Raw genomic sequence first — 11,828 nt, 5'->3', positions numbered from 1 at the left:
CATTCCGGGACGCTACGCGCGCGCCCCGGTACGGCGTCGGTGCATTACCGATAGCAGTGGAAGCGGTGATAGCCGTCGTAATAGCCGCGGCAGTAATGGTGATAGTGGTGGGGGATGCCGAGCACGCCCTCGACCGCGCCGACGGCACCGCCGACACCCGCGCCGACGACGCCGCCGACAGCGCCACCCACCGGGCCGGCGATACGATTGCCTTCGTAGGAGCCTTCCTGGGCTCCGCGCACGATGCCCTGGGCGTGACCGGCGTGCGGCACGCACAAGAGCGCGAGAAGGATGGCGGCGGAGGCGAGAAGCAGGCGGAAAGGTAGACCGGCCGGCAGATGTGCGGCGGCAATACGAGCTTTGTTCATCTTCAGTCCCAAAGGAAACGGCGGCGACGGCCGCCTGTCGAGGTAGGCACATCCCAACGCCCGGGACGGTCAAATGGTTGCGCCTTTATGACGAATTGTCGGCGTCGCGGAGGCGCCTTCGCTCGCGAAAATGTCAGCGCCGGCGCCGATGCCGCGGCCCAAAGCACACTTGCTTACGCCCGGCTTCACGTTAACGATGGGCAGCAGGGCCGCTGGAACGAAAGCCGGATTGCAGGCATAGTGCACGCCGGGGGACGGAGAGCCGCGGCGCCTGCGTGAACAGGCCGGAGGCCAGAAGTCAAATGCGTTCCCTCGTCGTTGCGTTCACCTCCCTGATACTTTTGAGCGCGGGCACCGCGCAGGCCAAGGTCGACATTACCGTCGACAAGGACAATCAGCAGATGACCGTCGTCGTCGACGGCGTCACCCGCTACCACTGGCCGGTATCGACCGGCATTCCCTCGCGCGAGACGCCAAACGGCTCGTTCCGCGCCTTCCGCATGGAAGAGGACCACTATTCCAAGGAATTCGACGACGCGCCGATGCCGCACTCGATCTTCTTCACCAAGGTCGGGCACGCCATCCACGGCACCGACTCCGTCGGCAGGCTCGGCACGCCGGCCTCGCATGGCTGCGTCCGGCTGTCGCGCCAGAATGCATCGACGCTCTATGCGCTGGTGCAGGAGCAGGGCGTGCTCAACACCACGGTCAGCCTCACCGGCTCCGCACAGGTGGCTCTGGCGCGCAATCCGCGCGGCCGCAACGGCAACGCGGTCGCGCGTGGCGTACAGCCGGCTGAGCAGCAATACGCGACCAGCGGCGATCCCGTGAACCTGACGCCACCGGCTCGGCGCTACATGCCGCAGGACGACAACTACATCTATCCGGCCGACGGCAGCGACACCGGCGCGCGCTATCCGGCGCCACGCCCGATCAACCGCCCCTATGGCACGCAAGCCTATCAGCAGCTTCCGCAGCCGACGTACGACCAGGGCTATGGCCAGCAGGGCTACTATCAGCAGCAGCCGCGCCAGTACTATCCGCCGCGCGGCTATTACTATCAGAACTGACGCTATCTGAACGCGGCCTCGCCGCGTTCGACGATCTTCCGCGCCGCATCGACGAAGGCGCGCGCGACCGGCTCGAGAATCTCTGCCCCGGTCGCGCCGAGATCGTCCGATGGCGTGTGGAAGCTGTGATGACGACCGGCCATGCCGATGAAGTTGGCGTAACCCGCCGCGTGCACATCGCGCAGCTCGCCGACCGCTTGCTTCTCCGTCACCAGACGCCTGGCCTCGATCCCGGCAAAGGTCTCATTGGTCAGTTCAACGGCGGATTTGCTCAGCACGAGATAACGCTCCGCCTCCGGCTGCTCACTGCGGACGCCTTCCGCGACGGCGTAACACGCGTTCGACGAGCCGAAATGAATCCAGGCCAGGGTGTCCCTGGGCGCCGGCGCGCCCTGTTTCAGGAACAGCTCCATGCCGCCATGGCCGATCTCATGGCCGGCCGTCGCGATGAAGACGAAATGCGCCGGCCATTTCTCCGCGGCGACGGTGCGCGCGAGCGCCAGGAAGTTGGCGATGCCCGGCCCGCGCTCGCACACGCAACTGTACCAGCCGGTCATCGGCGTGGAGACGACGATGGTCGGCCCGCTTCCGATCCCGGCGACGACGTTGCGGCCCGCGACATCGCGCTGGTAATGGCCAATCGCATCGAGCGTCACCGGTGTGCCTGACGTCAGCGCGCGCTCGAACGCCGCCCGCACCTTCGCACCGACGACCATCACCGGCACCGGCCAGGGCGCATCCTCCTGCGTGACGTTGTAGGCGAAGCGGTCGTCCGCGGGATTGCCGATCATCAGCAGGATCGCCGCCGGCTTCCTGGCCGCGGCCTCGGTGATCGCCGCGCGATGGGCGGGGCCGAGATAGGCGCCGCGATCGAACGGCAGGTCGATCCACAGGATCTTCCCGGTGACGTCGCCCTCGCGCGCGAGCGGTGCGGAGAGATGGAAGCTCGCCTTGTCCTCCGGCGGCCACCAGAACGGCGTCGCCTCGACCGACATGCCGGCCAACTCCGCGCTGGCCCGCTCGACGACATATTGACGGCCAAGCACGACGGGTTGGAAGCCGACGTCGAATCCCGCCTGTTTCAATTCGCCGGCGATCCAGTCGGCGGTGGCGCGGTCGCCGGGCGATCCGAACCGATGCAGGCCGAACGAAGCGTAGCGCTCGACGTCGGCGTAGAGATTGGCTCCGGACAATACGTCCGCGGCCGTTGCCTGTCCGATCATGAGCGCCACCGTCATCGCGATCAAGATACGCATGTGAACCGTTCCCGGACCCAATGGCCGTCAGTTTCGGCCTTCCTCGCCGGCCGTCAACCGCCCTCGCCGACCAGGACGAACGGTGCCCAGACGGCAGGATCGGCATTGCGCGGCGACGAGCGGTCCGCGATCAGGGCCCGCATCGAGCGCCGCAGCGCTTCGGCGCGGCCGATGCCGGGATGCGCGGTGAGTTCCGAGAACGCCCCCGTGGTCAGGCGCACCGCCGCATCGGAATCGACCGGCCAGTGCGATACCAGCAGCGCGCGTGCGCCGGCATAGAAGAACGCGCGTGCGAGGCCGGACAGGCCCTCCGCGCCCGGCTTTTCGCCGGCGGCTGTATTACACGCCGACAGCACAGCCCAATCCGCATCGAGCTTGAGCTTTGCGATGCGGCTCGCGGTGAGCAGGCCGTCGTCGTCGCCGGTCGGCCGATCCGGCAAGGTGAGCACCAGCGCGGGCTCACTGAGGCCGTTGACCTCGCCGGCGACGAGCCCGTGGGTCGCGAAATCGACGACGCGATACTGGTCGAGCGGAAGCTGGCTGACGCTGGTCACGGTCGCGGCCTGGCCGAGCTTGACGTCGTCCTGCGGCGAGGCGCCGAGTGCGCGCGCCACGGCCTGAAGCTCGCCCGCGGTTTCCGGCAGTGCCGGCAGGCCGGTGCGCAAGCGGTCGAGATCGACGGCGGCGCCGTCATAATAGCTCTGGTAGGGTTGCACGTTGCGTCCCGCCCGCCTCTCGCCGGAGGACCGCTGCAACACCGGATCGCCGAAGCCGATGAACGGCTTCTGTGCGCGCGACGCCTTGGCCAGGCTGCGCAGCGCACGCAGGCTCGGCACCGACGGCAGCACCGTGATGGCACGGTCGTTCAGCAGCCATGCCGCCTGTCGTTCGCGGTCGGCGGAGGTCATGTCAGGCTTCTTGGTCACCAGCACCTGGAACGGCAGGCTGGTGAGCGCGCCGGCCGGCACGATCAGCAGTTTCGGCTTGCCGGCGACGTCGGCGGCTATCGGATCGAACAGCGCCGAATAGAGCGCGAAGGACGCATCGAGGTCGAATGACGACTGGGCTCCTTCCGGGTCCGTGAGCCCCTGCCGCAGATGAGCGACCCGCTCGTTGAGATCGCGGCTGCCCAGCGCGATCTGGCGCACCACGCCCGCCTCGCGTGTCACCGCGAAGGCATAGGTCCTGTCAGCGAGGACAACGAACGACACCAGCGCTTCATCCGGCTTCAGCAAGCCCTGCGCCTGAGCGAGCGACAGTGGCTGCGGATTGGACAGCTCGGAATAGGCCGGAAAGCTGCGGTCGAGCTGAGCCGTCACGTCAGCGAGCGATTTTTGCGTTTGCGCCGTCTGCGCGCGCAAGCTCGTGACCAGCGTGTCGTTGCGCTTCCCGTCCGGCTGGCCGAGCTCGGAGGTGACGCGCTTGTCGAGCGTATCGAGGCTGGCCTTGAGATCCTGCTGCCGTCGCACCAGTTCCGCGGCCGCATCATTGCCCGCGCCGAAGCGCGCCGCCATCTGCGCGAGCGCCGCACCCGCCTTGGTCTCATGTGCCCGCTGCGCGGCGCCGAAGGCCTCGTCCCTGGCCGCAGCATCGGGCTTGCCGTCCGAGACGCGCCAGATCGCGTCGATCAGCCAGGGATCGATCTCGGTGAAACGCGTGAATTGCGAATTCCGCTGCGCATTGAGCGCGGCCGCGGCGGGCCGCAGCCGCGCCAGACTGTCCTGCCATTTGCCTTCGCGTCGGTCGACGTCAGCCAGATTGATCAGGGTCGCGATGGTGTCCTGATGACGCGGCCCGAGCTTGTCCTGGGCGATCGCCAGCGCGCGATCGAGCCGGCTGCGCGCTTCGGTCAAATTGCCCGTCTTGAGATCGAGCAGCGCGACGGCGCGCAGATCCTTGATCAATTGCGGATGCGAGCCGCCGAGCATGCGTTCGTCGATCTCGAGGCAGCGCACCAGATAGGGCCGCGCCTCGTCGGTCTGGCCGGCATCGAGCAGCGCCTGTCCGAGTGAGCCAGCCGCGAGCGCGCTCGCGCCGCTGCCTTCGCCGAACTTGCGCTCCATCACCGCAAGCGAACGGCGGTAGAGACCGAGCGCCTGGTCCTTGCGGCCGAGGCTCGCATAGCTGTTGGCGAGATTGTTGAGGGCGCGACCGACATCAGGACTGTCGGGGCCGAACGCCTTCTCGTAAATCGCGAGCACGCGCTCCTGCAGGCCTGCGGCCGCCTCGTTCTTGCCCTGCGCCGAATAGACGTTGGCGAGGTTGTTCAACCCGATCGCCGTGGTGGGATGGTTCGGCCCAAAGATCCGCTCATAGGCCTGGAGCGTCTGCTGATAGAGCTTTTCGGCCTCGGCATAGCGCGCCGCGTGCTCCAGCACCGTCGCGAGATTGCCCGTCGTGGCGGCGAAGTTCGGATGCGCGTCGCCACTGCGCGCCCGCGTGATCGCCAGCGCGCGCCGCATGGTGGCTTCGGCGTCGGCCAGACGCCCCGCATCCAGATAGAGGTTGCCGAGGTCGTTGAGCATCTTGTCGTAGTTCGGCGCCCCCTCCGCATTGCTGCCAAAACTGCGGTCGAGCAGTTCGATCCCCTGCTTCAACAGGCGCTCGCCATCGTCGAAGCGGCCTTGCAAGCCGTAGACGTCGCCGAGATTGTCCATCGCGGACGCGATTTCGGCCGGCGGCGCATTCGCCCCCTGCAATCCGGCGAGGACGCGCTCGAAATAGCCGGCCGCTTCCCTGTAATTTTCCTTGTCCCGCGCCAATCCGCCGAGCGCGGCGAGCGTGTCGGAGAGGCGGACGTCGTTGGCGCCGAACGCCCCGGTGCCGAGTGCCAGCGCCCGCTCCGCCACCGTCGTGGCCTCGGCCCGGCGGTCGAGCATGCCGAGCGCCCCGACCAAAACGTTGGAGGTGCGCAACGCCGAGGCGACGTCGTTGCTGCGGAGCTTGATGGCGAGCGCGGCGTTGAGCTTGTCGACGGCTTCCGGGTAGCGGCCGAGATTGTGCAGGAACATTCCCTCGTTATGCAGCACGCCGGCATAGTTCATGTTGTCCGCGCCCTGCCGTCGGCGCACCAGGTTCTCGAGCGTCTGCGCGGCGACCAGCCCGTCGGCCCATCGGCCGGTCTGCGTGGCCGCATTCATCTGGGCGAGCAGCGAATCGAAATCGTTGCCGCGCTGGGCGGCGGCCGGCGCGCTGGCCAGCAGGACAACAACAATCAGGGCAGATAGGCGGGCGCGGCTCATGCAAAAATCCCGTCACACGCGTCAAATGGCAATTTTGGCAGGATACGGGCGGCGATTGCCGCTGTCGACCGCGGGAATTCGTGCCAATCTGCACATGAACGCGCTGAACATCCCGCCTTTGGACTTGCCCCGAGACCCGCCATGCCGTCACGTGCTGCGACCATCTTGACTGTGATCTCGGTTCTCACTGCGGGAAACGCCATGGGATCGGATATGAGACCGGATAAGGGATTTGATATCGAGGCCCATCGCGGCGGGCGTGCGCTGATGCCGGAAAATACGCTGCCCGCCTTCGCCAATGCGCTGTCGATGGGCGTGGACACGCTGGAGCTCGACGTCGGCATCACCGCCGACGGCGAGGTCGTCGTGTCGCACGAGCGCGGGCTCAACCCGGATCTGGCGCGGGATGCAAGCGGTGCGTACGTCAGCGCGCCCGGCACGCCTTTCGTGAAACTGCGTTTCGCCGACGTCAGAACCTACGATGTCGGCCAGATCCGGCCCGGCAGTGCCTATGCACGACAATTTCCGGATCAACGCGCGGTGCCGGGGACGCGCATCCCGACATTGAAAGAGCTGTTCGCGCTTGTGCGCAAGTCCGGCAACAGCCAGATCCGCTTCAACATCGAGACCAAGATCGATCCGAACCGTCCGGACGAGTCGCTTCCCCCGCAAGACTTCGTTACCAGGCTGCTGGGATTGATCGAGGCCGAGGGATTTTCCGGCCGCGTCACGATCCAGTCGTTCGATTGGCGAACTCTGCTTCTGGTCCAGCAACGGGCGCCGACGATTCCGACCGTGTACCTGACGCTGCAGCGAGGGACCGAGCCGACGATTGCGCTCGACAAGGCCACCAGCTGGACCGCCGGTTTCAATCCGGCCGACCACGGCGGCTCGCTGCCGCGCACGATCAAGGACGCGGGCGGCGCGATCTGGTCACCCTATTTCGGCGACGTCAACGCGGCGCTGGTGTCCGAAGCCCATACGTTCGGACTGCGCGTCGTGGTGTGGACGGTCAACAAGCGCGACGACATCGCACGCATGATCGAGCTCGGCGTCGACGGCATCATATCGGACCGGCCCGATTTGCTGCGACAGGTCGCGGGCGAGAAGGGAATTGCGTTGCCGGCGGGGACGCCGGTCGCGCCGTAGGATCTCTTGGCTCGAGGCCGCGCGCTGCGGGACCGTCCTACTCTCCATTCTTGAGGCGCCGGTACAGCGCGCCCAGAATGTTGGAATAATCGTCGGTCCAGACCCGCACCTTCTCGTCGGCGTCGGTCTCCTCCCACACCTTGGACGAGGCGATGCTGCCGACATCGGCCGCCTCCCGCGCGGAGATGACCACGTCGGTGGAGAAGATGTAGTCGGCGTCCCGGCCCGAATCCTCGTTGTAGACCCAGCTCTTCAGATCGTTGGCGTCGGCAATGCCGACCACCACGGGCTCGAGATCGAGGTGCCTGTTGGAGACGTGCATCACGACGGCGCCATGCGGGGCGAGCTTGTCCTTGTAGATCTTCATCGCCTCTTCCGTGGCGAGGTGGATCGGGATCGCATCCGACGAATAGGCATCGACGATGATGAGGTCGTAGACGCCGTCGGGCTCCTTGGCGAACGTCAGCCGCGCATCGCCGATCACCGGTTTCAGGTCAGGCATGCAGCTCGAGATGTAGCGGAAGTTCTTCGGGTCACGCGCGGCGTCGACCATGGACTGGTCGATCTCGAAGAACTTCCAGCTCTCGCCCGGCTCGGCGGCGCAGGCGAGCGTGCCCGACCCGACACCGATCGCGGCGACCTTGAGCGGCGCGCCCTTGCGCTCGCGGATCGCCGTGATGGCCTGACCGATACCGCCGTCCTTGTGGTAGTAGGTGATCGGCTCCGGCCGGCCGGCGACCGGCGTCCCGTCATTGTTGCGGAAGCGCTCGGCGCCGTGAATGGTGGTGCCGTGCATCAGAACGTGGAAATAGCCGCCCGGCGTGACCACGATCTTGTGGACGCCGAAGAAGCTGCGCACTGTAACGACCCGGCCTTCGTCCGCCGGATAGACGCGGATCAATGCCAGCGCGAGCGCGACGGTCGCGAAGATCTTCCATCGGCCGGCATTGAGCGCCAATGCCAGCAGCGCGGCGAGCACGCCGACCGCGCCGGCAATCCAGACGCGGTGATCCTCGAACCAGGCCGACAGTTCACCTGTGGTGTAGGACGGCGCAACCAGAGCGATCGCGAGCGCGGCGAGCGCCAGCCAGTACCATTTGACGACACCGGCGAGGCGCTCGTTCGCCGCAGGCCGGCACAGCGCGGCAAGGGCGATCAGGATCGGATATTCAGCGATCCAGGAGAAGGTGAAGGGCGCGACCAGCCCCGCGAACAGCCCTCCGACCATGCCGCCGAACGACAGCGCGACATAGAAGCCGGTGAGATATCTGGCCGCCGGCCGGGTCCGCGCCAACTCGCCGTGGCAGGCCATGGCAATGACGAAGAAGCACAATTGATGACCGCCCAGCGTCAGCAACAGATTCTGCTCGCCGCCGAACGCCAGCAGGACGATGACGCCGGCAATCGCCACCGGCTGCAGCATCAGCATCCATTTGTGCGGCAGCAGCGGGCGCGACTGGAACACCACCACCCAGGTCAGGAGGTACAGCGACAGCGGCAGCACCCAGAGCAGCGGCGCCGCGGCGACGTCGGTCGAGATGTGCGCGGTCACCGCGATCAGCAGGCCGGACGGCACCGCGGCGAGGAAGATCCAGCGCAGGCGCGTCACGACACCGGGAGCCGGCGCATTCGCATCCTCGGTCTGCACCACGGCCGCCGCGGATCTGGGCGAGCGCAACAGCAGGACGCCGCAGGCCGCGATCAGGAGGATCAGAAGGCCATAGCCGCCGGTCCAGAGCCGATTCTGCGTATGCAGCGTGAACATCGGCTCGAGCAGGAACGGATAGGACAACAGCGCGAGAAAGCTGCCGATGTTGGAGGAAGCGTAGAGGAAATAGGGGTCGCGCCCATCGGGATGGCCGGTGCGGACGAACCAGGCCTGCAGCAGCGGATTGTTGGCGGCGAGCGCGAAGAACGGCAGCCCGATCGAGACCACGAACAGGCCGAGCAGCCAGAACGCATAGCCGGAGGCCGGCGGCTCGCCATAGGCGCCGGCGATACCGAGCGGCAACGTGACGAAGGCGGCGATCAGCAGCACCAGATGCACCACGACCGGGACGACGCGGTTCTTCACCTGCATGAGCAGATGGGCATAGGCGTAGCCCGCCAGCAGCAGCGACTGGAAGAATACCATCGCCACCGACCACACCGCCGGCGAGCCGCCGAGACGCGGCAGCACCATTTTCGTGAACAGCGGCTGTACCGAGAACAGCAGCAGGGCGCTGACGAAGATCGCGGCCGTGTAGACCGTCAGCAGCAGCCGGTTGCGCGACGAGGACGGCTGCTCCGTGGCGGCGGGTTGCACGATCGAGTCCATGGATGCTCCAGCGAAAGCGTTTCCGGCGAGTTGGGCACCGGTCCGCGCGGGCCAACGCGTCGGATAATTCCCCCGGCGGGCGCCGGACGCGCGCAATGGAGCACAAGGCGCCTGAACGGGCAATAAAGGCTGTCGTGATGTTGCAGCGAGGAATGCTTGATATAGAACGTCGTTCCGGGACGATGTGAAGCATCGAACCCGGAACCTCTTGATTCTCCGGCGGGCGATGGCGCTCCATCATTCGCGCTTCGCACGTCCCGGAATGACGGTGAGTTGGACCTTGAACCTTTCATGACCGAAACCGACGTCATCATCATCGGCGCTGGCCATAACGGCCTCACCTGCGCCGCCTATCTCGCGATGGCGGGCCTGCGCGTACGCGTGGTCGAGCGCCGCAAGGAGGTCGGCGGCGCGGCCGTGACGGAGGAATTCCACCCCGGCTTCCGCAATTCGGTCGCGGCCTACACCGTGAGCCTGCTCAATCCGCAGGTGGTCCGCGACCTCAAGCTGGCCGAGCACGGCCTGCGGATCGTCGAGCGGCGCGCGCAGAATTTCCTTCCTGCCCCCGACGGCAGCTATCTCCTCACCGGCGAAGGGCGAACGAAAGCCTCCGTCGCGCGGCTCAGCGCGCACGACGCCGCCGCGCTGGACGGCTTCTCGCGCGAGCTTGAGGACATCGCGGACGTGCTGCGGCAGTTCGTCCTGCGCGCGCCGCCGAACCTCGTCGAGGGCTTCGGCACGGCCGCGATCCGCGAGGGCGTCAATGCGTGGAAGACGGGCAGCATCCTGCGCGGCCTCACGCTGGAGCAGAGCCGCAGCCTGCTCGATCTGTTCACGCGCTCGGCCGGCGAGATGCTGGATGAGCGCTTCGAGCACGATCTGGTCAAGGCACTGTTCGGCTTCGACGCCATCGTCGGCAACTATGCCAGCCCCTACGCGGCGGGCTCGGCCTATGTGATGCTGCATCACGCCTTCGGCGAAGTGAACGGCAAGAAGGGCGTCTGGGGTCACGCCATCGGCGGCATGGGCGCGATCACGCAGGCGATGGCGCGCGCCGCGCGCGATCGGGGTGTGGCGATCGACACCGATGCGGGCGTGCGCGAAGTGATCGTCGAACGCGACCGCGCCGTGGGCGTGGTCCTCGACAGCGGCACGACCCATCGCGCGAAATATGTCGTGGCCAACGTCAATCCGAAGCTGCTCTACACCCGGCTGGTCGCGGCCGATGCCCTGCCCGCGGATTTCCTCGCCCGCATCCGCAACTGGAAGAACGGCTCGGGCACCTTCCGCATGAACGTGGCGCTGGATCGCCTGCCCTCCTTCACGGCGTTGCCGGGCGACGGCGATCACCTCACCTCGGGCATCATCCTGGCGCCGAGCCTCGGCTATATGGACCGCGCCTGGCTCGATGCGCGCGCACGGGGCTGGAGCAGTTCACCCGTCGTCGAGATGCTGATTCCATCCACGCTCGACGCCACGCTGGCGCCGGACGGCAAACACGTCGCGAGCCTGTTCTGCCAGCATGTCGCGCCCGAACTGCCGGGCGGAAGGTCCTGGGACGATCACCGCGAGGAGGTCGCCGATCTCATGATCGCGACGGTCGACGGGTACGCGCCGGGCTTTGCCGCGAGCGTGCTCTGCCGCCAGATCCTGTCCCCGCTCGACCTCGAACGACAATTCGGCCTGCTCGGCGGCGACATTTTCCACGGCGCCCTGACCCTGAACCAGTTGTTCTCGGCGCGGCCGATGCTGGGACATGCCGACTATCGCGGGCCGGTGAAGGGCCTCTACCACTGCGGCTCCGGCGCCCATCCCGGCGGCGGCGTCACCGGCGCGCCCGGCCACAACGCGGCGCAGGTCATTCTGCGCGATCACCGCGCCCTGTTCACCGGCCGTGGATAGGCCTGTGGATGGGCTGTGGGCGAGCCTGTCGGAAAAGCTGTGAAGAGACGGTGGAGGTCCGGGCCCGGCGGGCCTGAACTGCCTGCGGAAAAGCGGTGGGAAACCCGGGATCAACGCCGGGACAAGCCGGTGGAGAGCATCAGGACAGGCGGCGGACAGCCTGTGGACGGACCGCCTACCCCCTCCCAGAAACGACGTCGCCCGCAGGGGGCTCATCCCCCCTGCGGGCGTCCGTCGGAAAGCAGCCAAATAAGAAGAAAATAGTCCCGCTGGGAATGCGGGGCGGAAATTACTTCAAGGAGGTGCTAATCGAACCAAACTTCTCGTTCAGCGTGGTGCCCAGGCTGTTGACGACGGTGATGATCGCCAGAGCAATACCGGCTGCGATCAGACCGTATTCGATCGCGGTCGCACCGGACTCATCGGACCAGAACTTCTTAACCATGCGCTTCAAGACTCGCCTCCATTTTCATTTCAAGTTGTGTTGGTTGTTTCCAACGGCCGGGAAATTACGGGGTACAACC

Annotated in this window: 8 protein-coding genes; 3 read left to right on the top strand and 5 right to left on the bottom strand. The window is 66.7% G+C overall.

Going from position 1 to position 11,828, the window contains the following annotated elements; genetic code table 11:
• Positions 1-44: 44 nt before the first annotated feature.
• Complete coding sequence (locus QM712_RS19190) at positions 45-368, bottom strand: hypothetical protein (RefSeq protein WP_415024703.1); 324 nt, start codon at positions 366-368, stop codon at positions 45-47.
• Between the two features lie 302 nt (positions 369-670).
• Here QM712_RS19190 and QM712_RS19185 point away from each other — a divergent pair, with 302 nt between their 5' ends.
• The gene (locus tag QM712_RS19185; protein WP_415024702.1) at positions 671-1,438 is read left to right on the top strand and encodes a L,D-transpeptidase; all 768 of its coding nucleotides are present in this window, start codon (positions 671-673) and stop codon (positions 1,436-1,438) included.
• 2 nt (positions 1,439-1,440) lie between these two features.
• On the opposite strand, the gene QM712_RS19180 is transcribed toward QM712_RS19185, so the two are convergent.
• Positions 1,441-2,694, bottom strand: a complete 1,254-nt coding sequence (locus tag QM712_RS19180) for a hypothetical protein (RefSeq protein ID WP_415024701.1) — start codon at positions 2,692-2,694, stop codon at positions 1,441-1,443.
• A gap of 53 nt (positions 2,695-2,747) precedes the next feature.
• On the bottom strand, positions 2,748-5,936 hold the full coding sequence (locus QM712_RS19175) for a tetratricopeptide repeat protein (RefSeq protein WP_415024700.1): 3,189 nt from the start codon (positions 5,934-5,936) through the stop codon (positions 2,748-2,750).
• Between the two features lie 141 nt (positions 5,937-6,077).
• Between QM712_RS19175 and QM712_RS19170 the strand changes: the two genes are divergently transcribed.
• Positions 6,078-7,085, top strand: coding sequence for a glycerophosphodiester phosphodiesterase (locus tag QM712_RS19170; RefSeq protein WP_415024699.1), 1,008 nt, complete (start codon positions 6,078-6,080; stop codon positions 7,083-7,085).
• A gap of 37 nt (positions 7,086-7,122) precedes the next feature.
• Here the strand turns inward: QM712_RS19170 and QM712_RS19165 are convergent, their stop codons facing one another.
• The gene (locus QM712_RS19165; protein WP_415024698.1) at positions 7,123-9,402 is read right to left on the bottom strand and encodes a spermidine synthase; all 2,280 of its coding nucleotides are present in this window, start codon (positions 9,400-9,402) and stop codon (positions 7,123-7,125) included.
• A gap of 291 nt (positions 9,403-9,693) precedes the next feature.
• On the opposite strand from QM712_RS19165, the gene QM712_RS19160 reads away from it, so the two are divergent.
• The gene (locus QM712_RS19160) at positions 9,694-11,304 is read left to right on the top strand and encodes a phytoene desaturase family protein (protein WP_415024697.1); all 1,611 of its coding nucleotides are present in this window, start codon (positions 9,694-9,696) and stop codon (positions 11,302-11,304) included.
• 289 nt (positions 11,305-11,593) lie between these two features.
• Here QM712_RS19160 and QM712_RS19155 read toward each other — a convergent pair whose 3' ends face one another.
• Positions 11,594-11,749, bottom strand: coding sequence for a Flp family type IVb pilin (locus QM712_RS19155; protein ID WP_415024746.1), 156 nt, complete (start codon positions 11,747-11,749; stop codon positions 11,594-11,596).
• Positions 11,750-11,828 lie beyond the last annotated feature (79 nt).

It is taken from the genome of Bradyrhizobium sp. (assembly GCF_047605465.1).
In the GTDB taxonomy this organism is placed as follows: Bacteria; Pseudomonadota; Alphaproteobacteria; order Rhizobiales; family Xanthobacteraceae; genus Bradyrhizobium.
The sequence above is the reverse complement of the archived record's forward strand: the minus strand, read 5'-3'. Positions and strand labels throughout refer to the sequence as shown.

Excerpts from the sequence above, each read along its gene's own strand:
- QM712_RS19155 (WP_415024746.1), bottom strand. The coding sequence starts at position 11,749 with ATGGTTAAGAAGTTCTGGTCCGATGAGTCCGGTGCGACCGCGATCGAA.
- QM712_RS19165 (WP_415024698.1), bottom strand. The coding sequence starts at position 9,402 with ATGGACTCGATCGTGCAACCCGCCGCCACGGAGCAGCCGTCCTCGTCG.
- QM712_RS19170 (WP_415024699.1), top strand. The coding sequence starts at position 6,078 with ATGCCGTCACGTGCTGCGACCATCTTGACTGTGATCTCGGTTCTCACT.
- QM712_RS19185 (WP_415024702.1), top strand. The coding sequence starts at position 671 with ATGCGTTCCCTCGTCGTTGCGTTCACCTCCCTGATACTTTTGAGCGCG.
- QM712_RS19175 (WP_415024700.1), bottom strand. The coding sequence starts at position 5,936 with ATGAGCCGCGCCCGCCTATCTGCCCTGATTGTTGTTGTCCTGCTGGCC.
- QM712_RS19190 (WP_415024703.1), bottom strand. The coding sequence starts at position 368 with ATGAACAAAGCTCGTATTGCCGCCGCACATCTGCCGGCCGGTCTACCT.
- QM712_RS19160 (WP_415024697.1), top strand. The coding sequence starts at position 9,694 with ATGACCGAAACCGACGTCATCATCATCGGCGCTGGCCATAACGGCCTC.
- QM712_RS19180 (WP_415024701.1), bottom strand. The coding sequence starts at position 2,694 with ATGCGTATCTTGATCGCGATGACGGTGGCGCTCATGATCGGACAGGCA.